Source organism: Sphingomonas sp. 28-62-11 (assembly GCF_002278865.1).
GTDB lineage: Bacteria > Pseudomonadota > Alphaproteobacteria > Sphingomonadales > Sphingomonadaceae > Sphingomonas.
The window spans coordinates 44,569-66,719 of record NZ_NCGB01000010.1 but is presented as its reverse complement, the minus strand read 5'-3'; the positions used below and the strand labels follow the sequence as shown (position 1 = coordinate 66,719).

26 protein-coding genes are annotated in these 22,151 nt (G+C 63.3%); 5 read left to right on the top strand and 21 right to left on the bottom strand.

Annotated elements, in window-relative coordinates:
* Positions 1 to 166 precede the first annotated feature (166 nt).
* From B7Y49_RS04775 to B7Y49_RS04760, 4 genes are all read right to left on the bottom strand, one after another.
* Positions 167 to 556: a hypothetical protein gene (locus tag B7Y49_RS04775; RefSeq protein WP_374126431.1), complete on the bottom strand. Its 390-nt coding sequence runs from the start codon at positions 554 to 556 to the stop codon at positions 167 to 169.
* A 149-nt stretch (positions 557 to 705) separates the two neighbouring features.
* Entirely contained in the window at positions 706 to 876 is a 171-nt protein-coding gene (locus B7Y49_RS04770; RefSeq protein WP_374126430.1) for a hypothetical protein, read from the bottom strand.
* 113 nt (positions 877 to 989) lie between these two features.
* Complete coding sequence (locus B7Y49_RS04765) at positions 990 to 1,907, bottom strand: alpha/beta fold hydrolase (RefSeq protein ID WP_374126429.1); 918 nt, start codon at positions 1,905 to 1,907, stop codon at positions 990 to 992.
* Between the two features lie 81 nt (positions 1,908 to 1,988).
* Entirely contained in the window at positions 1,989 to 2,588 is a 600-nt protein-coding gene (locus B7Y49_RS04760; RefSeq protein WP_374126428.1) for a TlpA disulfide reductase family protein, read from the bottom strand.
* A 22-nt stretch (positions 2,589 to 2,610) separates the two neighbouring features.
* Between B7Y49_RS04760 and argH the strand changes: the two genes are divergently transcribed.
* Genes argH through B7Y49_RS04735 form a run of 5 tightly spaced genes read left to right on the top strand, consistent with a single transcriptional unit; the run spans position 2,611 to position 7,198 of the window.
* A complete protein-coding gene (argH, locus tag B7Y49_RS04755; RefSeq protein ID WP_374126432.1) occupies positions 2,611 to 3,990 on the top strand; it encodes an argininosuccinate lyase in 1,380 nt (459 codons plus the stop codon).
* Positions 3,987 to 4,223: a hypothetical protein gene (locus B7Y49_RS04750; RefSeq protein WP_374126427.1), complete on the top strand. Its 237-nt coding sequence runs from the start codon at positions 3,987 to 3,989 to the stop codon at positions 4,221 to 4,223. The genes argH and B7Y49_RS04750 overlap by 4 nt, the downstream gene beginning before the upstream one ends.
* 4 nt (positions 4,224 to 4,227) lie before the next feature.
* Complete coding sequence (gene lysA, locus B7Y49_RS04745) at positions 4,228 to 5,490, top strand: diaminopimelate decarboxylase (protein WP_374126426.1); 1,263 nt, start codon at positions 4,228 to 4,230, stop codon at positions 5,488 to 5,490.
* Positions 5,487 to 6,251, top strand: coding sequence for a bifunctional precorrin-2 dehydrogenase/sirohydrochlorin ferrochelatase (locus tag B7Y49_RS04740; protein WP_374126425.1), 765 nt, complete (start codon positions 5,487 to 5,489; stop codon positions 6,249 to 6,251). The genes lysA and B7Y49_RS04740 overlap by 4 nt, the downstream gene beginning before the upstream one ends.
* Positions 6,248 to 7,198 (top strand): CorA family divalent cation transporter, encoded by a 951-nt coding sequence (locus tag B7Y49_RS04735; protein ID WP_374126424.1) that lies wholly within the window; start codon positions 6,248 to 6,250, stop codon positions 7,196 to 7,198. The genes B7Y49_RS04740 and B7Y49_RS04735 overlap by 4 nt, the downstream gene beginning before the upstream one ends.
* Here B7Y49_RS04735 and B7Y49_RS04730 read toward each other — a convergent pair.
* The 17 genes from B7Y49_RS04730 to fliF form a co-directional block, all read right to left on the bottom strand.
* On the bottom strand, positions 7,176 to 7,781 hold the full coding sequence (locus B7Y49_RS04730; protein ID WP_374126423.1) for a response regulator: 606 nt from the start codon (positions 7,779 to 7,781) through the stop codon (positions 7,176 to 7,178). The genes B7Y49_RS04735 and B7Y49_RS04730 overlap by 23 nt on opposite strands.
* A gap of 99 nt (positions 7,782 to 7,880) precedes the next feature.
* A complete protein-coding gene (locus B7Y49_RS04725) occupies positions 7,881 to 8,282 on the bottom strand; it encodes a flagellar protein FliS (RefSeq protein ID WP_374126422.1) in 402 nt (133 codons plus the stop codon).
* On the bottom strand, positions 8,282 to 9,700 hold the full coding sequence (fliD, locus tag B7Y49_RS04720; protein ID WP_374126421.1) for a flagellar filament capping protein FliD: 1,419 nt from the start codon (positions 9,698 to 9,700) through the stop codon (positions 8,282 to 8,284). Before fliD ends, B7Y49_RS04725 begins: the two co-directional genes overlap by 1 nt.
* A 52-nt stretch (positions 9,701 to 9,752) precedes the next feature.
* Entirely contained in the window at positions 9,753 to 10,889 is a 1,137-nt protein-coding gene (locus tag B7Y49_RS04715; RefSeq protein ID WP_374126420.1) for a flagellar biosynthesis protein FlhB, read from the bottom strand.
* Complete coding sequence (gene fliR, locus B7Y49_RS04710) at positions 10,889 to 11,662, bottom strand: flagellar biosynthetic protein FliR (RefSeq protein ID WP_374126419.1); 774 nt, start codon at positions 11,660 to 11,662, stop codon at positions 10,889 to 10,891. The genes B7Y49_RS04715 and fliR overlap by 1 nt, the downstream gene beginning before the upstream one ends.
* Positions 11,663 to 11,666: 4 nt before the next feature.
* Positions 11,667 to 11,936 carry a flagellar biosynthetic protein FliQ gene (fliQ, locus tag B7Y49_RS04705; RefSeq protein ID WP_374126418.1) on the bottom strand — a complete coding sequence of 90 codons (270 nt, stop codon included), beginning with the start codon at positions 11,934 to 11,936 and terminating at the stop codon, positions 11,667 to 11,669.
* A gap of 7 nt (positions 11,937 to 11,943) precedes the next feature.
* Positions 11,944 to 12,831, bottom strand: coding sequence for a flagellar type III secretion system pore protein FliP (fliP, locus tag B7Y49_RS04700; protein ID WP_374126417.1), 888 nt, complete (start codon positions 12,829 to 12,831; stop codon positions 11,944 to 11,946).
* Positions 12,828 to 13,082: a flagellar biosynthetic protein FliO gene (locus B7Y49_RS04695; protein WP_374126416.1), complete on the bottom strand. Its 255-nt coding sequence runs from the start codon at positions 13,080 to 13,082 to the stop codon at positions 12,828 to 12,830. The genes fliP and B7Y49_RS04695 overlap by 4 nt, the downstream gene beginning before the upstream one ends.
* Positions 13,082 to 13,378 carry a flagellar motor switch protein FliN gene (gene fliN, locus B7Y49_RS04690; RefSeq protein ID WP_374126415.1) on the bottom strand — a complete coding sequence of 99 codons (297 nt, stop codon included), beginning with the start codon at positions 13,376 to 13,378 and terminating at the stop codon, positions 13,082 to 13,084. Before fliN ends, B7Y49_RS04695 begins: the two co-directional genes overlap by 1 nt.
* The gene (locus B7Y49_RS04685; RefSeq protein WP_374126414.1) at positions 13,375 to 14,331 is read right to left on the bottom strand and encodes a flagellar motor switch protein FliM; all 957 of its coding nucleotides are present in this window, start codon (positions 14,329 to 14,331) and stop codon (positions 13,375 to 13,377) included. Before B7Y49_RS04685 ends, fliN begins: the two co-directional genes overlap by 4 nt.
* Positions 14,332 to 14,334: 3 nt before the next feature.
* A complete protein-coding gene (gene fliL, locus B7Y49_RS04680; RefSeq protein WP_374126413.1) occupies positions 14,335 to 14,949 on the bottom strand; it encodes a flagellar basal body-associated protein FliL in 615 nt (204 codons plus the stop codon).
* A 17-nt stretch (positions 14,950 to 14,966) separates the two neighbouring features.
* Positions 14,967 to 16,934 carry a flagellar hook-length control protein FliK gene (locus B7Y49_RS04675; RefSeq protein ID WP_374126412.1) on the bottom strand — a complete coding sequence of 656 codons (1,968 nt, stop codon included), beginning with the start codon at positions 16,932 to 16,934 and terminating at the stop codon, positions 14,967 to 14,969.
* A 36-nt stretch (positions 16,935 to 16,970) separates the two neighbouring features.
* Positions 16,971 to 17,393 (bottom strand): hypothetical protein, encoded by a 423-nt coding sequence (locus B7Y49_RS04670; RefSeq protein ID WP_374126411.1) that lies wholly within the window; start codon positions 17,391 to 17,393, stop codon positions 16,971 to 16,973.
* Positions 17,386 to 18,714 (bottom strand): FliI/YscN family ATPase, encoded by a 1,329-nt coding sequence (locus B7Y49_RS04665; protein WP_374126410.1) that lies wholly within the window; start codon positions 18,712 to 18,714, stop codon positions 17,386 to 17,388. Before B7Y49_RS04665 ends, B7Y49_RS04670 begins: the two co-directional genes overlap by 8 nt.
* A complete protein-coding gene (locus B7Y49_RS04660; RefSeq protein WP_374126409.1) occupies positions 18,708 to 19,442 on the bottom strand; it encodes a FliH/SctL family protein in 735 nt (244 codons plus the stop codon). Before B7Y49_RS04660 ends, B7Y49_RS04665 begins: the two co-directional genes overlap by 7 nt.
* Positions 19,435 to 20,442 (bottom strand): flagellar motor switch protein FliG, encoded by a 1,008-nt coding sequence (fliG, locus tag B7Y49_RS04655; RefSeq protein WP_374126408.1) that lies wholly within the window; start codon positions 20,440 to 20,442, stop codon positions 19,435 to 19,437. Before fliG ends, B7Y49_RS04660 begins: the two co-directional genes overlap by 8 nt.
* Positions 20,442 to 22,151, bottom strand: a complete 1,710-nt coding sequence (gene fliF / locus B7Y49_RS04650; protein ID WP_374126407.1) for a flagellar M-ring protein FliF — start codon at positions 22,149 to 22,151, stop codon at positions 20,442 to 20,444. Before fliF ends, fliG begins: the two co-directional genes overlap by 1 nt.

The following is a 22,151-nucleotide window of genomic DNA, read 5'->3' as shown; positions in this document are numbered from 1 at the left end:
CCGTACAACACTACCTGCTGATGTTCGTTTGATACTGGTAATATCAAACTTTTCTCAATACAGCCATTTTTCATAGTCTATATTCATATCACCTTCGCAGAACTGCACCATATACCCAGGATGCGTCGCAGATACTATTTTCAAACTTGTTGTGCCCAAACTTCATTTAACCCACACCCCGTCTCCCCGGCGGCTCGATTCCGGTCGCTGCGTAGTCGATGGGTAAAATCGCCCAGCCGGTGCGCGGCGAATAGACGCCGATGCCTTCGATATTTCGTGCACAGGATTCGCGCTCATGGCGCATCCGCCTGAGCAATCTGCAGCAATCATACTCGGAGCCCAGCCACCCTTTTGGCATGAGGTAAAATCGCTCATCGATCAGTTCCCAGATGAGTTCGGCGCGCTCCCAGTCTTTTGCGAAAATGATCGCTTGATCATCGTCATCGTCGAAATGGTTCGCAAACCACGTGGTGAAGAACCCCGCCGCCTGATCATATCCTTTGACGAACACAGAAGATTTGGCGCCGGACGCCATTTTGATTTCGAAAAGCCGCATCTCTTAATACCTCGCTGTCGTTGTTGACGAGGTAACCTTGCTGCGGTGCACGGTGGAACACGGGTGGCTTATGCGGTGGGGGTGTCGCTTCTGGGCCTATAGTCGGTCAGGGCCTTGTCGAACGGATACGCCTCGCTCGCATAGACGGCTTATGCACTGGTTCGTTTCTGATTGAGGTCGAACAGGCGAGCGAGGATGTCGTTGTCACTCATGCCGGTGAGCCCGGCGTCACTCCAACCAGAGGCATCAGCGACTGCCTGATCGAGCGCGGCATGGGCGTTCGCGAACCATTGCGGGCGCGCGATAACGAGATTGGTCAACGTGCGCTTCTTCAGTTCCTTCGCCGCATGTTCGACCTTGGTAAGGCTGAGGTCTTCAGTTCAATCCTCACCGGCAGCACCATTTTCCAACGCCGATCGCGCCTGTGGTGAGGTTAGGCGGCGGCCGCCCGGCGATCGACTTCGTCTGCCATGCGCGCGTGATCGATAATCAACCCCGTCACCTCACCGACTTTCGACGGCGGCAGATCATGCGCCATGTCCGGGATAATCACGAGCCGCGCATCGGGAATGCGCCGGGCGATATCCTCGCTCGACGCCTTTGGTACCAACGGATCGGCGGCCCCATGGATGACAAGGGTCGGCGCAGTGACGCGCGAAAGGGCAACGGCGCGGGTACGATCGGCGAGGATCGCGAGCATCTGACGCCGCACCCCCAGCGGATTATATCCCCGGTCAAACGCCTCGCCGGCCAGCTTGTGATATGCATCGGGCGCACGCGCCGGATCGGGATGGCCGATCATCGACAGCAATTCGGCCCCGGCGGACACGGCCCAGGCACGATCGGGATTGGCGGGCCTGCGCGCGATCAGCCGCTTGCGCAGTTCCGGCGAGGGACCCGGCAAGCCATGCGCGCCACTTGAAGACATGATCGAGGTGAGGCTCACCACCCGCTCTGGCGCGCCGATCGCGATACGCTGGGCGATCATCCCGCCCATCGACACGCCGACGATATGCGCCGCCTGAACATCGAGCGCGTCGAGCAACCCGGTCGCGTCCGCCGCCATGTCGGCCAGCGAATAGGCAAGCGGAAAGCGCAAGCCGAGGCGCGCCGCCAGGATCGCCACCACCGGGCTGATCGCCGATGCCCCGTGCAGATGCGACGATTCGCCAATATCGCGATTGTCAAACCGGATGACGCGAAAACCAGCATCCGTCAGCGCCGTCACGAACGGCTCGGGCCAGGCGATGTGTTGCGTGCCCAGCCCCATGATCAGCAGCATCGCCGGCCCCGCGCGATTGCCCGCTTCTTCGTAATAAAGCTCGACCCCGTTGACGTTCAGCTTGGGCATGGATGGTTCCGGTCGGTAGATGACGTTCGCGTCAAGCTAGCGGAAGCGGCACTGAAGGCAAGCGCGTGAGGGAAAGCCCCGTCAGAGCGCCTCGTCGACCAGCGCCGTCGCCGTTTCGCTCGCCCAGTTCTGCCCGCCGAGCATCCGCCACACTTCACGCCCCTGCGCATCGAACAGAATCGTCGTCGGCAAATTGGCCTGATAGCCGATGCTGAGTGCCGCCTGCGGATCACGATAAGGTTGCAGCCTTTTATACTGCGCGTTCTTGAAAAATGGGTCGACCTTGGCAGCGCCCTCCAGATCCTGGCTGACGGCAAGGACGGTAAGCTTGCCGTCGAGCCGATCGGCCAGCCCGTCGAGCGTCGGCATTTCCGCCACGCACGGTGCGCACCAAGTGGCCCACAGGTTCAGCAGCACGGGCTTGCCGGCAAAGCTGGCGATCGTCACCGGCTTTCCCGCTGGATCGATGAACTGCAGGGTCGATGCGGCTTCCCCCTTGTGGCTGCGATCGAGGATACCCGCCGCTTCCTTTGCACCCGGGCGGGGTGCGCCTGCCGATGGCACTTCATCCGCCAGCGGTGGGGCGGCGTTTGCTTGCTCCGGCGCGCTTGATTGCCTATCGCAACCGCCGATCACCAGCGGCATCATCAGGAGAAGTACGATCAGCGGGCGCGGCACCATGGCGGGGGAAAGCTCCAATGCGATGTGGGGCGGGCGCTTCGCCGAAGGGCCTGCTGCAGTGATGCGCGAGATAAACGCGTCGATCCCGTTCGACAAGCGGCTGTGGCAGCAGGATGTGGCGGCATCAAAGGCGCATATCGCGATGCTGGGCGCGACCGGGATCGTCGCCGCTGCCGATGCGGAGGCGATCAGCGCAGGACTTGATGCGGTCGCCGCCGATTATGCCGCAACGGGCGTCGCCGATGATTATGTGCTTGAAGACATTCACATGCAGACCGAGGCGCGACTGGCCGACAAGATCGGCGCAGTTGCCGGGCGGCTCCACACCGCGCGCAGCCGCAATGATCAGGTCGCGACCGATTTCCGGCTATGGGTGCGGGATGCCATCGACCAGGTCGACGCCGCGCTAGGCGGATTCCAGGATGCGCTGATCGCGCGTGCTGAAGAGCATGCCGAAAGCGTGATGCCCGGCTTCACGCATTTGCAGAGCGCCCAGCCCGTGACGCTCGGGCATCACCTGATGGCCTATCACGAGATGATTGCGCGGGACCGCAGTCGCTTTGCCGATGCGCGCGCACGCGGCAACCTATGCCCGCTGGGCAGCGCCGCGCTGGCAGGCACTGGCTTTCCGATCGATCGGGCGATGACGGCGGCGGCGCTTGGCTTCGATGCGCCAACGCGCAACTCGCTTGATGCCGTATCGGACCGCGATTTCGCGCTCGATTATCTGATGGCCGCCACCCAGTGTGCGCTGCATCTGTCGCGGCTGGCCGAGGAATTCATCCTTTGGGCGTCGCAACCATTCGGCTTTGTGTCGCTGAGTGACCAATGGTCGACCGGCAGCTCGATCATGCCGCAAAAGCGCAACCCTGACGCGGCTGAGCTTGTCCGCGGCCATTCGGGGCGGATTGCCGGATGCATGACCGCACTGGTGATGACGATGAAGGGCCTGCCGCTCGCTTATTCAAAAGATATGCAGGACGACAAGCCGCCCGTGTTCGAGGCGCATGATCTGCTCGCGCTGTCGATCGCGGCGATGACAGGCATGGTCGCCAGCGCCACCTTCCGCACCGATCGAATGCGCGCTGCCGCTGAGGCCGGTTTCTCGACCGCGACCGATCTGGCCGACTGGCTGGTGCGCGAGGTCGGGTTGCCGTTCCGCGAGGCGCATCATGTGACCGGGCGGGCAGTGAAACTGGCCGAGGAGCAGGGTGTGCCACTCGATCTTCTTGCGATCAGCGACCTGCAGGCAATCGATGCACGGATCGACGAACGCGTGTACAAGGTGCTCAGTGTCGATGCATCGGTCGCCAGCCGCACCAGCCTGGGCGGTACCGCGCCGGTGCAAGTGCGCACAGCAATTGCCGAGGCGCGGCGGCGGCGTGAAGGAGAAGTGGCGTGAAGAAGTGGATCGTCGTTGCAGCGCTGGCGCTTGCCGGGTGTGGTTCCGCCAATGGGTTGCAACCGGGGCCGGGCGTCTCGCTTCCCCCCAAACCTTATGGCGCGACCGCGACGCCGACGCCGCCTCAGCTGATGCAGCCGACCAACCAGGCGCGGCCCGAACGCAGCGACGAGCTGCTCCGCGCCTCCGACCAACGCCGGGGCGACGAATTCGATCTGCCACCGTCCAGCTGACCCAATGGATCATTTTGCCCTGAAGGATGGCGCGCTTCACTGCGAAGGCGTCTCGCTCGAAACAATTGCCGCTGAAGTTGGCACGCCCGTTTATGTCTATTCGACCGCGACGTTCGAACGCCATGCCCAGGTGTTTCGCGAAGGGTTGAAGGATGCCGGTCGCGTCCACCTGGCCTATGCGATCAAGGCCAATCCCAACCGCGCGGTGCTCCGCGTCCTCGCCAATCAGGGCTATGGTGCCGATGTGGTGTCAGGCGGCGAACTGGCACGCGCCTTGTCGGCCGGTATCCCCGCGAGCGACATCGTCTTCTCCGGCGTCGGTAAGACGCGCGATGAGCTGGCACAGGCGCTGTCGGTCGGGCTCGGCCAGTTCAATCTCGAGCTGGAGGAAGAAGGCCAGGTCCTTGCTGCGATCGCGCATGCCCAAGGGATGACCGCGCAGGCGACGTTGCGGGTCAACCCGGATGTCGATGCCGGCACCCATGCCAAGATTTCGACTGGGAAGGCGGAAAACAAGTTCGGCGTCCCGATCGATCAGGCCCCGGCGATCTTTGGTCGGCTGGCGGCATTGCCCGGCATCCGTATGCGCGGTGTCGCCATCCATATCGGCAGCCAGCTGAGCACGCTCGATCCGCTTGAGGCTGCCTTTACGCGCATCGGAAGGCTGGTCGCCAATCTTCGCGCCGCAGGGCACCCGATTGACCGGGTCGATCTCGGCGGCGGGCTGGGTGTGCCCTATCGCCCCGGCGAGGTGATGCCGAGCCCAGCCGAGTTTGGCGCGATGGTCGCACGAGTGACGCGGGGCTGGGATGTCGAACTGATGTTCGAACCCGGCCGGGTAATTGCCGGCAATGCGGGCGTGCTCCTCACCAAGGTGATCTGGGTGAAGCCCGGCGTTACCAACCCCTATGTGATCGTCGATGCCGCCATGAACGACCTCGCCCGCCCGGCACTATATGATGCTTACCATGATTTCGTCGCCGTCCGCCCGACCGGCGAGCGCATGATCGCCAATATTGCCGGCCCGGTGTGCGAAAGCGGTGATACCTTTGCGATGGGTCGCGATATCGACCGGGTGGTATCGGGCGACCTCGCGATTTTCCGCACCGCTGGTGCCTATGGCGCGACAATGGCGAGCACCTATAACAGCCGCGCGCTGGTGCCCGAAGTGCTGGTGAGCGGGGACAAATATGCCGTCGTAGCAGACCGCATCGCCGCCGAGACGATTCTCGCGGCAGAACGGCTGCCCGACTGGCTGACTGCATGACGCTTCATAGCCTGCCGCTGTTCGTTCGGTTGGCAGGACGCCCGGTCATCTTGTTGGGCGATGGCGCAGCGGCGGACGCCAAGCGGCGATTGCTCGAACGCGCCGGGGCGGTGATCGTCGGCGAGAACGCGGTCGCCGCGCTGGCGATTATCGCAATCGACGATGAAGCGGAGGCCGTCGCTGCGGTCGAACGGCTCAAAGCGCGCGGCATTCTGGTCAACGCCGTCGACCGCCCAGCGCTGTGCGATTTTACCGTACCTGCCATCGTCGATCGGGCACCCGTGCTAGTCGCAATCGGCACGGGCGGGGTTTCGGCTGGGCTGGCAGCCGCGCTACGCCAGCGGATCGAGGCGCTATTGCCCGCGCGGCTCGGTGCGCTGGCAGAGGCACTCCACGCCAACCGAGGCGCAATGCGGACGCGCTTTCCCGATGGCGGTGATCGGCGACGGGCGATTGGCGCGGCGCTTTCCCCCGGCGGTGCGCTTGATCCGCTCGTCGATCAGGGCGATCGCGATATCATGCTGTCGCTCACCAGCCCGCCAACCGCGCGCATCATCAGGATCGGGGTACGAAGCACCGACCCCGAAGAGTTGACACTGCGAGAGGCGAGGCTCCTCGCCCAGGCGGACCGGCTGTACCACGCCCCCAATGTGCCCGATACGATCCTCGATCGCGCGCGCGCCGATGCCGATCGGATCATCGGTGTTGCGCCCCCAATCCCCCTCCCGGGGCTCTCAGTCGAGCTGGAGATGATGGCATGACGAGTTTTGCCTATCGCGTCCGCCCGGACGGTGCCGCCCGGCTTGAGCCGACCCAGGCCATCAGCGAACACTGTGAGTTCATCTGGGTCCACCTCGCCAGCAAGGATGACGAGACCAAGGCATGGCTCAGGGACGCCGCCAAGGTGCCGGATTATATCGTCGAATCGCTCACCGCGACCGAAACGCGGCCACGCTGTGATCAGATCGGCGAGGGCGCCTATCTCAACTTGCGGGGGCGATCGACAACGACAATGACGATGTCGGATCCGCTGGCCTCGGTAAGAATCTGGGCGGTGGCCGGCCGGGTCATCTCGGTCGCACGGTTGCCGCTGACGGCGATCGAGCGCGTTATCGCCAGCGTCGAGACCGGCACGATCCGTGATCCCGGCGATCTGATTGCCGAATTCGCTGCCGCGATCACCGTTGATCTCGACCCCGAAGTTGCCGATCTGGGTGACGCGCTTGATGATTGCGAAGCCGATCTGGACGCCAACCGAATCTTTCAGCTCCGCCGCGAAGTCACCAAGGTGCGGGTCAAGTCGATCGGCTATCGGCGGTTCCTGTCGCCCCAGCGCGCGGCGATCGAGAAATTGGCGGCGCTGCCGATCGCCTGGCTCGAGGATGAAGACCGCATGCATTTGAGCGCGGCAGCCGACCGGGCGGCGCGCATGGCCGAGGAGCTCGAATCAATCCGCGAACGATCAGCGTTGATGCATGAGGCACTCACCGATTTACGCGCTGAACAGATTGATCAGCGATCGCTGATCATCTCCGTCGTGGCGATGATCTTTCTGCCGCTCACCTTTTTGACCGGCCTGCTCGGCATGAACGTGCAGGGCATTCCCTATGCCGATCAGCCCTGGGCATTTGACGGTGTGGTTTGGGTGTGCACGGGAATCGCAGCGGCAATCTCCGCCTATTTCTTTACGCGTCACTGGTTCCGCTGAGCCGTTCAAACCGATCGTTGAGCACCTGAAGCGAGGCGATCAACCGCAACCGATCCGCGCGGGTTTCGGCAAGTTCCACCCGCGCTTCACCCAATTCCATCGCCCGCGCAGCAATACGGGCATCAAGCGTGGCGTTGGATCGCTTGAGATCGGCGATCCGTCGGGCACGATCGATCACCCGGTCGATCCGCGCGGCCAGCACATCAAAATCAAACGGCTTGGCGACATGGTCGTCAGCACCAGCCGCCAGTGCGTCGACAGCTGCTGCGGCATCGCAGCGCCCGGTCAACATGATCACCGGTAGATCGGCAGTCTCGCGACTGCCGCGGATTTCGTTGAGCACATCGATGCCCGACATCACCGGCATCACCAGATCGAGCAGCACCAGATCAAAGCCGCGCGCCGCAATCAGATCGAGCGCCTCGTGCCCATTATCGCTAAGCACCACCAGATAGCCGAGATGGCCCAGACGACGACCAAGGATGTTGAGATTGGTGCGGCTATCATCGACGGCAAGAATGGTCCGCGCAGGACCACGACGCAGCCGCCCCGGTGTTTCATCGTCGCGCGAAAATAATTCCATCATCGTCCACCCCAATCGAGGCGCTATCCTAAGGCCGCCATGGTCAGGAAATGGTTAATGCTGCTGCAAGGCGGCGGCGGTGCCGACCCAATTGGCCAATCAGCGCTGGCGTACTTCGGCCCAAGCCTGAGCGATCTGCGCCATATTCGTCGCCACCTCGATAAAGGGACCAGGATCGTCGCCTAGACTGGCGTCGATCAACTTGGTTCGCGCGCCCCGGTACAGCCCCGCGAGCGTTTTGGAGAGGCTGCCACCACGCTCGAAATCGAGCCCCGCCTCCAGTGCGAACAGGATTGAGATGGCGCGGGTTGCCTTGTCGCTCTTCACGGCGCGATTGCCGCTGTCGATGGCAGCCACCACCGCACGCAACGCCCGACCGAGTTCGTCATACAGCAACGCGACCAGCTGATGCGGATCGGCTTCGCCCGTGCGGCCAGCGATATCGATCTGACGATAGGTCGCCTCAGGATTGCGACCGAGCGTCGTGGCATAATGCGACATCAGTTGTTCGTCTTGGGCGCGAATTGCTGGGTCAGGAACGACTGGGTCGATTTATACGCCGACACCCGTGCATCGGCCCCGGCGAACTGGCGCGTCAGCCTCGTGCGGACGACTTCCTTGTCGGCATTGGCCTTTTCCAGTGCCTCATCAAGCGACGCCTGACGCTTGGCGTAGCGCGATTCGCTCGCACCGAGTCCGGTCGTCGTGCTGGTGGCCTGATCAGCGATCGCCTGAAAGGCGGCGGCAATCCCGCCGCCGGTCGCTCCGGTTCCGTTGAAAAACAGCGCTTCGACAGCGTCGGGAAAGTCGGTGATCGCTGCCGTCAAACGATCGGCGTTCACGCTCAGCGAGCCATCCCGGTTGGTCGACACGCCGATATCGCTCAGGTTTCTGGGCGCCCCGGCAGTGGTGGGGGTGGCAAGTTCGGTCTGGGTGAAACGCCGCAATGATTGCTGAAGCTGACGGGTCGCAGAATCGTTGAACAGTGCACCATTGGTCGCATCGCTCTGCGATTTCACCACGCGCTGCAGATCGTTAAATGCCGCCACCAGATCGTTGACCGATGACCGCAGCTGTTCGGTCGGTACATTGGTGCCGAGGGCGACTTTGGTCCCGACCGATTCCGAGACGAGATCGAGCTTCACCCCATCGACCAGATCGCTGATCGAATTGCTGCTGCGCGATAGCGGGATACCGTCAACCGCCACGATCGCATCCTGGGCTACCGTGCCGAACAACGCGCCGCTGGCCGAAGAGGTAATCGCAAGTGCCGCGAGACCGGGTGCGCCGACATCCTCGGTTGCGGTCAGCGTGAATGCCTGATCCGCGCCGGTCTTGCTTTTCAGCGCCAGCCGCGCGCCCGATGAATCGGTAATGATGCTGGCCGTGACGCCAGCATTGGCGGCATTGATCGACGCAGCGATCGATTCAAGGCTCGATGCGCCTGCAACCACCGGGATGTCGATTGGCGCTGCACTCCCGGCGACAAAGCTGCCGCCACCAACCGAGCCCGAGCCGAACGTCAGGGTAAGCGTGCCGGTGCCGATCGCGGTGGTCCGATCTGCAACAGCGGCGGTTGCGACTGATTGCGCCTGGGCAAGCTGGCGCACTTCGAGCGTGGCGGACAGGCCGGAAAGCTTCGCGCCGGGCAGCGCGCTGGCTTTGACGATGCTGGTGTTGCTGCTGGTCGGCGTGGTCGACAGCAACCCACCGGTTGCCAGCGATTTCAACCCGGCGGCAAAATCGGTCACGCTGCTCTTGACGGTGGCGGCACCGGAAATCTGCGCCGAAATCGTCTGGCTCTGACGCTGGATCGACTGGGTTTTGGCATTGAACTGCGCATTGACCAGGTCGTTGACGAGCGAGGTCAGGTCAATGCCCGATCCTGCCCCCAGCGTATTGACGATCGAATCGACCATGGCGATTTCCTATTAGGCCCTCACTCGGAAAACGACCGAACGCCTGCGAACTTTAGGGTTTTGTTGTGATTTTCACGCCGTTCTCGTCGAACCGTGCGGTTTCCGGCACATTGACCGGCGGCGGCGCGCTGCCCGCCTGCGCGTTGATGCCGAACACGAACGCCAGCACGGTCGCGATCGCCATGTACAGGTCGTCGCGCACTTCCTGCCCTTCACGGCTGGTGTAGTATATGGCGCGGGCAAGCATCGGATATTCGAGCGTGGTAACGCGCGATTCCGCCGCCAGCTCGCGGATCGCTTGTGCCGTCACGCCGCGTCCCTTGGCGACCACCACTGGCACCTGATCGCGCCCGCGATCATAGCGCAGCGCGACCGCGAAATGGGTCGGGTTGGTGAGCACGACATGCGCCTCGCTGACGGCTTTGCGCATGTTGCGCTTCGCCAGATCATGCCGACGCTGGCGCTGGGCCGCCTTGTTTTCAGGATTGCCTTCGCTTTCCTTATGCTCGTCCTTGATCTCCTGCTTGCTCATGCGGAGTTTCTGCAGCAGCTGGATGATCTGAATCGGCAGGTCGATGCCCGCGATTACCACCAGCCCCGCCGCCATCGCGAACAAGGTGCCGGTGAGCATCGATCCGAGCGCGCCGACGCTGCGCTCGATATCCGACGATGCCAGCCCAATCGACTGGGTCGAAACGTGCCACAGCATGTAATAGCCGATCGTGCCGAGCAGGATCACCTTGAGCAGCGATTTGCCGAGCTCGATCCAGCCCTGCGGCCCGAAGATGCGCTTCAGCCCCGATGCCGGGTTAATGCGGCTCGCCTTGGGCGCCATCAGCTTGCCGTTAAAGGTCAGCGCGCCGAGCCCGGCCTGGCTGAAGATCGCCGCGATCAAGGTGATGACGAACATCGCGATCATCGGCGGGGCGATCTGCCAGCCCGCGATCGCCAGCGACCGCATCGGCTGGAAATCATCGACATCGCCCGATCCGAACGAGAAGCTGGTGACCATCAGTGCCTTGCATGCCGCCATCAGCGCCGGGCCGAACAGCGCCAGCCATCCGCATCCGGCAAGCACCACCAAAGCCGTTGCGAACTCGCGTGATCGCAGCACCTGGCCATCATCAAACGCCTTTTGCTTGCGCTTGGGTGTTGGTGCTTCTGTCTTTTCGCCGAATTCGTCTGCCATCAGCCGATCACCAGATGTTCAGCGGCGGCCAGGCCTTCCTGAATGATCACGATCATGTAATCGCCCATTGCCGGGAAGGCGATCGCCAGCGCGATTACGCCGACCGCCAGGCTCATCGGCAAGCCGACCGCGAAGAGGTTGAGCGCAGGCGCCGAGCGCGAGAGCATGCCGACGACGAGATTGAGGCACAGCAGCAGGAACCCGACCGGCAGCGCAAGCAGGAACCCGGCCGAAAAGGCATAGCCGCCGAATACCGCGATATCGCGCAACCGCTCCACCGCGATCCAGGCCGAGCCCGGCGGCAGCACCGCATAGCTGCGCACGACAAGCTCGACGAGCATCAGATGCCCGTTCACCGAAAGGAAGAGCAGCGTAAGCAGCGTCATCATGAACTGCCCGAGCGCGGTGCTCGACCGGCCATTTTGCGGATCAATCGCCGATGCAAAACCGATGCCCATCGAATTGCCGATCAGTTCGCCTGCCACCAAGGGCGCGGCGAAGGCGATTTGCAGGACAAAGCCGATCGCAAGACCGACCAGCGCTTCTGCCGCGACGGCAAGAAAGGTGGTGATCGCAAAAATCTGCGCCGGCGGTGTTACCGGATTGGCGGCGAGCACCAGAAAACCGATCGCCCCCGACAGCGCGATGCGCACCTGCAACGGCACGCTGATAGCACCGAACACCGGCGCCGCGATGAAGGTGGCGCTTACGCGCACCATCACGAACAACAGCGTCCACAGCTGCGGCTCGATCGACAGGCCAAAGCCCAACATCGCGCTATTTCACCAGATCGGGAATGCGCTCGAAGATCGATACGGTGAAGTCGCTCAGCAACCCCAGGATCAGCCCGCCGAAAATCACCAGCGAAACGGCAACAACCACCAGCTTGGGCACAAACGTTAGCGTCTGTTCGTTGATCGAGGTGGCTGCCTGGACCATGCCGAGGATGAGGCCGGAGAGCAGCGCCGGGATCAGGATCGGGGCGGACGCAAGTGCAAGCACCCACAGCGCCTCGTTCGCGATCGTCAGGAAATATTGCGTGTCCATCGCGACGCTACCTCATGAAACTATTGGCAAGCGACCCCATCGTCAGTGCCCAGCCATCGACCAGCACGAACAGGAGCAGCTTGAAGGGTAACGAGATGATTGTCGGTGAGACCATCATCATGCCGAGTGACATCAGCACCGAGGCGACGATCAGATCGATGACGATAAACGGCAGGAAGATCAGAAAACCGATCTGAAACGCCGTTTTCAGCTCGCTCGTCACATAGGATGGCAGCAGCACCGAATAGGGCACATCGGCAGGCTTTGCATAAGGGCCCGACTTGGCGATCTTGGAGAACATCGTGATGTCCTTCATCCGCGTCTGCTTGAGCATGAAGGCGTGGAGCGGTTTACCTGCGGTTTCGATCATCTGCGTCGCACCGATCTTGCCCGCGGCATAGGGCTGGATCGCGGTGACGTTCATGTCGTTGAGCACCGGGGCCATCACGAAAAAGCTGAGGAACAGCGACAGACCGACCAGCACCTGGTTGGGGGGCGTCTGCTGCAGGCCAAGCGCCTGGCGCAGGATCGACAGCACGATGATGATGCGGGTGAAGCTGGTCATCATCAGCAGGATGCCGGGCAGAACCGACAGCAGCCCCATGATGATGAGCACCTGGAGCGACAGCGACAGCGGCGCGTTGCCGCCCCCCAGATCGCCCAGTGCACGGTCGATCGCGTCGCCCGTTCCCGGCGGGGCGGGCAAGCTCGGCGGTGTTGGGGCGGCCTGGGCGAAGGCCGGTGCCGCCACCATCAGACAGAAGATGAGCGCAAGGACGATCAGCGCGATCCGGCCGGCCCAACCGCCACGGGCGACGCTTTCGCCAGCGGCAGGCGCGGTGCGGAACAGGCTGGGGCCCTTTGCCGTCACACGGCGGACGACAGGCGAGGTCATTTGTCGCCCCGATCGATCAGCGTCACCCCGCCACGCCCGACCGAGACGAGCAACTTACGCCCTTCAAAATCGAGCACGGCAAGCTTCAGGCCCGGCGACAGCATCATCGTTTCTTTAACGGTCAGCATGCGCTCGCCCTGGGTCGCCTGCAGCCGCGTTTCCAGTCGACGCCACAGATACAGGCAGCCGATCATCAGCCCGCAGACCAGCGGCAGCAGCACCGTCACCTTCAGGATATATTCCCACATCATCAGCGTGCGGCCCGCTTGTCGGGGGACACCAGCTCGGTCATCCGTACGCCGAACCGGTCACCCACGGTCACCACTTCGCCGCGCCCGATCAGCGTGCCGTTGACGAACACGTCGAGCAATTCGTTCGCCGCCCGGTCGAGCTCGATCACGCTCGCTTCACCAAGCGCAAGCAGCTCGCGCAAGGTGAGCGAGGTCGATCCGATCTCGACGGTCAGTTTGACGTCGACGTCCTGCAACAGCCGGAAATTGGCCGCCACTGCCCCGTCGACGGGGAAACCCCCGGTCATGTCGTTCATCGGTAATCCTCTTCATCTTTGCGTTCGATCATGGTCAGCCGAATCGCGGCCTTCCCGTTGGAGGTGCCGACGGTGCCCGTTCCGAGCCGATCACCGCCCACCATCACCGGCACATCCGCGCCGAAGCTGATCGGGATCACGTCGCCGGCCTTCAGGTCCATCAGCTTTTCAAGCGAGATCATTGGTTCGGCGAGCACCGAGCGCACCGGAAAGCGCACCCCCATAACGGCACGCGTCAGCCCGTTGCGCCATGCCGGATCAGGCGCGGCGGTGCGGCCGTGCACCTTGCCGGTCAGCGATGGCGCATGCGGCTTCAGCGCGGTGACCGGATAAATGATATCGATAAAGGTCGGCTTGGCCGTGCCGGTCGCGATCCCGAACCGGGTGACGACCACGGCATCCTCGGCATCGACATCGGCCAGCAGCGCGGGGCTGGATTCCATATGGCCGGGCCGGAAGTCGATCCGGGCCAGCGGTTCCCACGCGCTTTTCAGTGGCGCGGCCATCATCGTGCCGAGCCGTTCGACCATCGCAATGGCGGCAGGCGAAAATTCGGCAGGCATCGGATGGGGGGCATCGCCCGTCCCACCAAAAAACTGATCGAGCAGTTCGAGTACGAACTTGCCGTCAAACAACATCAATGCTGTGCCGCCTGCGGGCGCCATGACCATTGGCAGCCAGGCGGTGAGGATTTCAGGACGTTCGGCCCGGTAGTCGGCAAAGCGCTGCACCACCAACGGCTCGGCCCAGATCCGCGCCTCACACCGCAGCAACGGCTCAAACACGACGCGCATCGATCGGGCCAATAGCGCCGACAAATGCTGCAGCGTGTGCAGATCGCCAAAGGGATTAAGGTTGGCTACCCCCAGCGCAGCAGCATGCTCAGCGGGTGGGCGCGATCGTTGCCGATCGCGCCGCTCGCCTGCTGCCGTTGGTGAAGGCTCGTTAACCATGCCTCACTGAACAACAAAATTGGTAAAGTAGACGTTACCAACGCCGCCGAATCCTTCTTTTTGCTTCAAAACAGCGTTAACTGCCTTCACCAGCTGCGCCTGCATCTGGCGTTTGCCCTCCACCGCGAACACCTGCTCCTCGGTTGCCTCGCCCAGCGTGAGCAGCACGGCCGAGCGTACGGCGATCTCATGCGTCTTCAGATTTTCGATGACGCGTTCGTCATAGGGCGTCGAGATGGCGATGCCGACCTGGATGAAATGCACGCTTTCTCGCAGGTTCGACGTGAATTCCTTTTCCATCGCGTAGTAATTGGACGCGTATTTATCGCCGCCCTTACCCATCGGCTTGTGGCTCCCGCCACCACCACCGCCGCCATGGCCGCCTTCATCGTCGCCTCCACGCTTTTCCTCGCTTTTGGGTACCAGATGCGGTTTTTCGATTTCCGCCGCTTCGCCATGCCCGCCGCCGCCGATCAGGCCGGCCTGCATCGCATAAAGGCCGCCACCGACGCCCCCGCCGATCACGATCAGCGTGACGACGATGATGATCACCCATTTCATTGCCCCGCCCTTTTTCTTGGGCGCTTTTTCTGCGTCTTTATCGTCATGCTTAGCCATGATGTTTCCCCTTCATCTCAAGCGATACGGTCTTCGGAATCCGCCCGGGCTTGGGCAGAATTGGTCGAGCTTTTGCCATTGGCCGGATTGGCCGATGACTGCGGTGCTCCGCGCCGATGATCGGCGGACTGGCCAAAGCTGGTCCCCGAACCATTGCTCGCGCTGGTGCTTGCGGCGGTAGGAGCATTGCTGGCGGTGCTAGAGCTTGCCGCTGCGGCGGTCTGATCCGGGGCCGCGGCGATGATCGTATCGCCGAGCCGAAGCCCTCGCGCGTCCGCCAGTTCGGCAAGGCGCGGCTGTGCTTCGGCGAGCATCATGCGCGTCGTGGCGACGTCAGCGGCGAACTGGACATGGATCGTCTCGCCCACCTGGCGCAGCGCCACCTCAATCTTGCCGAGTGCATCGGGCACAAGCGTGATCCGGGTGTCTCGTGCATTGGCGACGTCGTGCACGGCATCGATCCGGTCGATCAGCGCGCGCGTCCAATCCTGGCGACGCATGTCAACAGGGACAGGCAGCGGAGCGGTCGAGTCTGCGCGTAACGCCGCCGGTTCAGAGGCGATTGCACCCGTTATCGGCGCAGTGACGACGGCCTCATCACGCCCGATGCGGTCCGGTCGTTCAGCCGTTGCAGCAATCGCTGCGGCAAAAGCGCGAAGCGCTGGAACGGCAACCCCGATCACCGGCGCTTCTGGCAAGGGCGCGGCGACCGCAACGATTGACGCGGGCGACTTCGGCGTCGGTGCCGCCGATTTAGCGATCACTGAATCGACGCGATTGAAAGCAATCGGTTCGGCCGACGAGACCTGCTCCAGCCGACCGCCTAGCAGAGGAACATGCACGGGCGCTGTCAACGATGCCAGGGGCACCGGCGCGAGCGGGCCTGAGGGTGCGGGTGGCGGCGCGGGAATAGCCTGAGCGACGGTCGATTGACCGGCAAGTGCCGCGATTACCTGCGAGATCGGACGCGGAATCCTGATTTCCGTCACTGCTACCGCACTGATCGGGCCCGAAGAGTCGCGCGATTCAACTGGGGGACCATTTTCCAGCGGAACGCCAACTTCTGGATCGATTGGCGATGGCGGCAATGCTGTCGCCCATTCTGCAGCAACACTCGGTATCGCCGGGAAAGCGGCCTTCGGCGCTGGTGTTGCCGATCGCAGAACTGGATCGCCTAACTCAGTGCGGCCCTCAACGGGTCGTTCAACGCGCTCTGGGATGACTGCCGAGGCGATTGGCGAAGCGATTAATGGCTCAAGCGCAGATCGTTCCGAGGGAGCCGGTGCCACCTGCTTTTCTGCCATCACCAACACAGAGGGTGGCCCGATGACCACATTGGGAACCACAGGCTGTTGCTCGGCAACAGGCGCGTTACCGGCTGGCGCTTCCCGATCAGAACCGGCTTCGGCAATCCTGACGCGTGCCGCTGGCAGGTCCGGCGCAAGCGCCGCGTTCGCATCGGCAGGATGCGCCGATCCGGCCCGCTGAACTGGCACGATCCGCGACTGGCGATCGGACCTTTGTGTCGACAATTGCGCCGAAGGATCGGCATCGACCGATTCAGATCCTGCCGGATCGGCCAGCGCCAACGAAATGATCGCTTGCCGAGGCGCAACGCCGTGATCGGGCACCACCACTGGCAAGGCCAAGGGGACATCATCCGTCGTGCGCAAGGGGCTGGGTTCCAACCGATCCGATAGCGGCGGCTGCAGCACGACAGCATCATCGTGCAACGCCTCATCAAGCAAGGCGGTATCAGGGACGGTGCGACCGGAGACCGGTGGATTGCCGGGGGCGGCAAGCGCTTGCCGGATCAGCGGCAAGGAAATGGCGGGGAGGGTCGGCGCCATCGGGTCGGGTTCTTCTTCCGCGGCCGCCCCGGCCAGCACAAGTGCACGCGCGAAATCACCCGTACCGACGGCAGATACCGTGAGGATCGGGGCGATCGCGGACGCATTGGCTGGGGAGAGCGAAAGCTGAATCATGCACGAATCCCGAGGGCACGATTGCCCAACAGACATTCAGCAAGGATCGTGCCGGTTTCGGCGGGTTGGCGGCGCTTCTTCCAGCGCGCGCATCGCCTTGATGACCGCGGCTTGGTCTTCACGTGCGATCAGCTTTTCGATCGCCGATTGATCGCGTCGCGCTTCGCGGGTTGCCTCGCTGGCCTGATGCAGCCGATCGGTCGCCATCTTCACGCGCTGTTCGGCCGCCGCCGCTGATTGATGCAGGCGATCGCGAAAATGCGCAGCCGCGATGAACGAAAAGGCATGCTCCGCCGCTTCTTCGGGCGCGACGTTGGCCACAAGCTGGGCGATCCGATATCGGAGCGCATCCTCGCTCGCCACTTTTTCGTGCGCTTGCATTTCGGCTGCCTGGACCAGCCCGAGCTGAAGCGTGCGCACGCGCAGAATCCGGTCGAGCGAGATCCCGCGCTTAGCCATCGCCGAACACGCCCGTCAGCTCGGCAATGGCATCATCGAGCGAGACGACATCGTCCGATCCCTGACGAATATATTCGGTGATCGCGCCGTGGCAGGCGATCGCCTGGTCGATTGCTGGGTCAGCCCCAGAACGATAGGCCCCCATCAGCACCAGATCGCGATTTTCCTCATAGGTGGCCAAATGGCCGCGCAGGATGCGTGCGGCGCGCTGGTGCGGTTTAGTGGTGATGTCCGTCATCACCCGGCTGACCGAGGGACCGATATCGATGGCAGGATAAATGCCGCGCTCGGCCAGCTGGCGCGACAGCACGATATGGCCGTCAAGGATCGAGCGGGCGCTGTCGACGACCGGATCATTGCCGTCATCGCCGTCTGCGAGCACGGTATAGATCGCAGTGATCGACCCGCCCGACGACACATCGGTGCCCGCGCGCTCGATCAGGTTTGGCAGCATCGCGATCGCCGACGGTGGGTAACCCCGCGCGCTGGCGGGTTCACCCAGCGCCAGGCCAATCTCGCGCCCGGCATGCGCGACGCGGGTGAGCGAGTCCATGATCAGCAGCACATTTTTGCCCTCGGCGCGAAAGGCCTCCGCAATTGCGGTGGCGCGCAACGCGCCGCGAATCCGCAGCACCGGCGAATGATTGGCAGGTACCGCGACGACCACGGCGCGCTGCCGCGCGTCGCCTGCCACCTTGGTTTCGAGGAAATCGGCGACTTCCCGGCTCCGCTCACCGATCAGACCGATCACGATCACTTCGGCTTCGGCCGCGCGCACGATCATCCCGAGCAGCACCGATTTACCGACGCCGGATCCGGCCATGATGCCGATCCGCTGACCCTGCCCGATCGTCAACAAGCCGTTGATCGCACGCACGCCAACATCCATCGGCTTCAGCACACGCCCGCGATCGAGCGGGTTTTGGTGCTTGCCGGCGATCGGCCAATGGCCAGCGCCGCGAATGGGGCCGAGCCCGTCGATGGGCTTGCCTGCGCCGTCGACAACGCGACCAAGTAATGCCGCGCCAACTTCGGCTTCGCCGGGCGCCCCCAAGGGGCGCACCGGGGCTTGCGGCAACAGCGGCGCAGGACCGCCCAAGTTCATCAGCAGCGTGCGACCGCTGCGAAAACCGATCACCTCGGCCTCGACGCGCGCCTTGCCGGTGCCGATCGAACAGATCGTGCCGACCGGCAGCGACAGCCCGGTTGCCTCCATGAGCAAGCCGTCAAACGAGGCGAGCCTGCCCGACACGCGCGGGCGTGGGGCGAAATCAGCGGCGGCGACGCCTTCGAGATAATCGGCCGTAAAGCGGTTCAGCATGACGGTACGGCCACCCGGTCAATCGCCTGGGTCAGTTGTTCGAGCCAGAGTTCGGGCCCATCCTCCACAATCGTCGATGCCGATTCGAGCACGAAGCTGCCCCGGTCGATCTCGGCATCGCCGACCGCGATGATCGTGGCCGGTAGTTTTTCCTTCAGCAGATCGACATCATCGGGATGCACCCGCAGCATCGCCGATTCGGCGCTGTCAGCGAGCATGTCAGCTGCCGCAGCGATCCGCCCGGCGAGCAGATCGCCTGAAATGCCGACCTCACCGACCAGCTTGGTGACCAGCGATATCACCGCTTCGCGCAATTGCCGAGCAAGCTGTTCGCGGTCGATCCGGTCGCTCGTCTTGAGGGCATGCGACAGCGACTGGAGCAGGGCCAGATCGCGCTCATGCGCTTCGCGTTCGAGCGATCGGCCATGCGCCACGCCTTCGGCAAAGCCTGCATGGCGCGCAGTTTCGATCGGGTCGACAAAGCCGGTCGGCTCGACATGGGGATTGAGCGGATCCCAGCCCTGCGTTGCATCGCGATCAGGATCGGCAGGGCTGAAACTTTTCGGCGCGGATTCCTGGGGCGAAAAGGATTTCGGACGCCCCTTGCCCGCTGCCCGTGCCTTAAGATCGGCAGGCGCAAAACCATCGCTGGCGCCACCGAATGCCTGGTGCAGCGCTTTTGCCGCCGCATCGTGACGCGCCGAGAAACCGGCGGCGAAACTAGACATAATCGTCGTCGCCCCCGCCCATCATGATCGTGCCTTCCTTGGCCAAACTGCGCGCGATCTGGATAATCGATTTCTGCGCTTCGAGCACTTCGGACAAGCGCATCGGCCCGCGCGATTCGAGTTCGTCGCGAATGCCGTCCGCGGCGCGGCTCGACATGCACCCCAGGAAGCGGCCGCGCATCGATTCGTCGACGCCCTTGAGCGCCCGCACCAGAATATCGCCATCGATGTTGCGGATAAGCGTACCGAGATTCTTGTCGTCGAGCTCGAGCAGATTGTCGAAGACGAACATTGCCTCTTCGATCGCCTTGGCGGTTTCGCGGTCGATCTTGAACAATTTGGGCATGACGCGCGCTTCGGTGGTCTTTCGGGCGCTCGACATGATCTTCGCAGCCTCGCGGGTGCCACCCAGGAGCACGCCGGTCGATTGCTGGCTTGCACCGATCCGGCTCGACAACATCGTCTTCAACGTCTCAACGGCTTCAGGCGTGATCGGCCCCAGCCGGGCGATCCGGTGGAGCACATCGGGCTGGACCGAGTCGGGCAGCAGTTCGAGCACTTGCGCACCGATGCCGGGATCAAGATTGGCGATCAGCACGGCGGCGATTTGTGGATGTTCCTTTTCGATCAGCCCGGCGATCTCGCTCGCATCGAGCCAGTCGAGCAGATCGATCTGGCAGGCATCGGCCGGCGGCGTGATGCGCGCCAGCACGCTATCCGCCTTTTCCTGGCCGAGCGCGCGGTTCATCATGGACTCAATACGCGGGCGCGGATCGAAGCCAACGCCGGTGCGTGCGCGCGCCTTGCCGACAAAATCGTCGAGCACGGTCTCCACCTCGATCTCGCTGACATCGGCAACCGCGAACATGGCCTTGCCGAGCTGGCGGACTTCTTCAGGCTCCAGCTTTTGCAGAATGGCGGCGGCTTCGTCATCGCCCACCAGCATCATGAGCACGGCCGCGCGTTCGACGCCGGTATAGCTTTTGCTCGACGGTTCCATCAGCTTGCATCCGCCTTGATCATGTCACGCACGGCGAGCGCCGCGCGGCTGGGATTGTCCCGCGTGAAGCCCCGCACCATGCCGATCCGGTCATCGAAATTCCGGGCATTGTCGATCATCTCAATACTGACCGGAATCGGAACCCCGTCCTGCATTTGCGGTGCCGTACCGCTTGACGACCGGGCGGCGGTTGAGAACGCCGTGCCCGCGCCGATGCGCGGCCCGGAAGCGGGTGTATCATCACGCTTCTTGAGCAGCGCCTTTGACAAAGGCCGCACGCCGAGCATCAGCACCATGATCGCGATCAGAATCGCGGTCACGTTTCGCGCGACGATCGGCAGCCAGCCGGCTTCGTACCAAGGTGTCTCTTCATCGAGCACCGTTGATTTCGCGAATTTGCGCGCGATGACGGTGACCTGATCGTTGCGAGCAGCGTCATAGCCGACCGCCGCGCGCACCAGATCAGTGATCTGCTGGATTTCCACCGGGCTCCGCGGCTTGCCGGTTTCAGGATCGCGCAGCAGCACGGCGACGGACAGGCGCTTGACCGTGCCGGGCATGGCGCGCGTAACCGAGATTTCCTTGCCGAGATCATAGGCTCGCGAATAGTTTTCTGCCGCTTTGACGGGCGTTGCACCAGCAGCGGCGGTTGCCGGTGTTGGCGTCGGCGTAGCACCCGGTGCTGGCGTCTGGCTTTGCGCGGTTACCGTCGGTGGTGGCGTGGCGGTGTTCGACAGCGCACCGGGGATCCCGCCCGGTGCTTGCGGCGTGCCCGCAGCCCCGGCACCTGTCCAATTGCCCTGTTCGGCCCGAAGCGCACCCTGCTTGTCAAAGCTTTCGCGCGTCGCCTGGGTTTCGTCGAGATCGACATCGGCCTGAATCTCGGCGGAAAAATTACCCGGGCCGACGAGCGGCGTCAGCAGCTGGGTCAGCTGGGCGCGATATTTGTCTTCGATCCGGCGCTGGAAATCGATCCGCGCGTCGCCAGCAAGTGTCGTCGAATCCTGCCCCTGCACATGCGTCAGCAGCGCGCCCATCTGGTCGACAACGGTAACAGCATCGGTTTTCATCCCCGGCACTGACGAGGCGACAAGGTTGATGATCGAGCTGACCTGCGCTTCACCAAGGCTTCGGCCGGGCTGAAGCTTCAGGATCACCGATGCCGAAGGCGCGGCATTGTCGCGCACGAACACGCTGGTTTCGGGCATCGCCAGATGCACGCGGGCTTCGGCGACGGCGTCGATTTCCTGGATCGAGCGGGCAAGTTCGGTCTCGCGCGCCTGGCGCAACCGTTCGCCCTCTACTGCGCGGGAAACCCCCATCGGCAGATTGTCGAGGATCTGGTAGCCGCCCGGTGCCGCCTTGGGCAGGCCCTGCCCGGCGAGTAAGATGCGCGCGCGCGAATAATCGTCTTCGTTCACCGTCAGCGCGCCGGTGCCTTCATCGATGCGCGATGCGATGTTCGCCTGCTGCAGCGCCGCCGTCACCGCTGATTTATCGGCATCGGGCAGCCCCGAGAACAATGTCTTCTGCTGCGGGCTCGCCAGCGTCATCCAGGCGATCGCCGCCGCGGCGATCAGGCTGACGAGCAGCACCATTGGCAGGCTGCGGCGCACCGCTGGCTGTTGCAGCAGCGATCCGATCTGGCGCAGCGGATTGGCGAAACGCTCCGGCATAACGGGCGTGGCGGGGGTGAGTTGGTTGCTCAT

What these genes read in the sequence shown, in the direction of transcription:
- B7Y49_RS04775 (WP_374126431.1), bottom strand. Translation starts at nt 556, where the DNA reads ATGCGGCTTTTCGAAATCAAAATGGCGTCCGGCGCCAAATCTTCTGTG.
- B7Y49_RS04765 (WP_374126429.1), bottom strand. Translation starts at nt 1,907, where the DNA reads ATGCCCAAGCTGAACGTCAACGGGGTCGAGCTTTATTACGAAGAAGCG.
- B7Y49_RS04760 (WP_374126428.1), bottom strand. Translation starts at nt 2,588, where the DNA reads ATGGTGCCGCGCCCGCTGATCGTACTTCTCCTGATGATGCCGCTGGTG.
- argH (WP_374126432.1), top strand. Translation starts at nt 2,611, where the DNA reads ATGTGGGGCGGGCGCTTCGCCGAAGGGCCTGCTGCAGTGATGCGCGAG.
- lysA (WP_374126426.1), top strand. Translation starts at nt 4,228, where the DNA reads ATGGATCATTTTGCCCTGAAGGATGGCGCGCTTCACTGCGAAGGCGTC.
- B7Y49_RS04740 (WP_374126425.1), top strand. Translation starts at nt 5,487, where the DNA reads ATGACGCTTCATAGCCTGCCGCTGTTCGTTCGGTTGGCAGGACGCCCG.
- B7Y49_RS04735 (WP_374126424.1), top strand. Translation starts at nt 6,248, where the DNA reads ATGACGAGTTTTGCCTATCGCGTCCGCCCGGACGGTGCCGCCCGGCTT.
- B7Y49_RS04730 (WP_374126423.1), bottom strand. Translation starts at nt 7,781, where the DNA reads ATGGAATTATTTTCGCGCGACGATGAAACACCGGGGCGGCTGCGTCGT.
- B7Y49_RS04725 (WP_374126422.1), bottom strand. Translation starts at nt 8,282, where the DNA reads ATGTCGCATTATGCCACGACGCTCGGTCGCAATCCTGAGGCGACCTAT.
- fliD (WP_374126421.1), bottom strand. Translation starts at nt 9,700, where the DNA reads ATGGTCGATTCGATCGTCAATACGCTGGGGGCAGGATCGGGCATTGAC.
- B7Y49_RS04715 (WP_374126420.1), bottom strand. Translation starts at nt 10,889, where the DNA reads ATGGCAGACGAATTCGGCGAAAAGACAGAAGCACCAACACCCAAGCGC.
- fliR (WP_374126419.1), bottom strand. Translation starts at nt 11,662, where the DNA reads ATGTTGGGCTTTGGCCTGTCGATCGAGCCGCAGCTGTGGACGCTGTTG.
- fliQ (WP_374126418.1), bottom strand. Translation starts at nt 11,936, where the DNA reads ATGGACACGCAATATTTCCTGACGATCGCGAACGAGGCGCTGTGGGTG.
- fliP (WP_374126417.1), bottom strand. Translation starts at nt 12,831, where the DNA reads ATGACCTCGCCTGTCGTCCGCCGTGTGACGGCAAAGGGCCCCAGCCTG.
- B7Y49_RS04695 (WP_374126416.1), bottom strand. Translation starts at nt 13,082, where the DNA reads ATGATGTGGGAATATATCCTGAAGGTGACGGTGCTGCTGCCGCTGGTC.
- fliN (WP_374126415.1), bottom strand. Translation starts at nt 13,378, where the DNA reads ATGAACGACATGACCGGGGGTTTCCCCGTCGACGGGGCAGTGGCGGCC.
- B7Y49_RS04685 (WP_374126414.1), bottom strand. Translation starts at nt 14,331, where the DNA reads ATGGTTAACGAGCCTTCACCAACGGCAGCAGGCGAGCGGCGCGATCGG.
- fliL (WP_374126413.1), bottom strand. Translation starts at nt 14,949, where the DNA reads ATGGCTAAGCATGACGATAAAGACGCAGAAAAAGCGCCCAAGAAAAAG.
- B7Y49_RS04675 (WP_374126412.1), bottom strand. Translation starts at nt 16,934, where the DNA reads ATGATTCAGCTTTCGCTCTCCCCAGCCAATGCGTCCGCGATCGCCCCG.
- B7Y49_RS04670 (WP_374126411.1), bottom strand. Translation starts at nt 17,393, where the DNA reads ATGGCTAAGCGCGGGATCTCGCTCGACCGGATTCTGCGCGTGCGCACG.
- B7Y49_RS04665 (WP_374126410.1), bottom strand. Translation starts at nt 18,714, where the DNA reads ATGCTGAACCGCTTTACGGCCGATTATCTCGAAGGCGTCGCCGCCGCT.
- B7Y49_RS04660 (WP_374126409.1), bottom strand. Translation starts at nt 19,442, where the DNA reads ATGTCTAGTTTCGCCGCCGGTTTCTCGGCGCGTCACGATGCGGCGGCA.
- fliG (WP_374126408.1), bottom strand. Translation starts at nt 20,442, where the DNA reads ATGGAACCGTCGAGCAAAAGCTATACCGGCGTCGAACGCGCGGCCGTG.
- fliF (WP_374126407.1), bottom strand. Translation starts at nt 22,151, where the DNA reads ATGAGCAACCAACTCACCCCCGCCACGCCCGTTATGCCGGAGCGTTTC.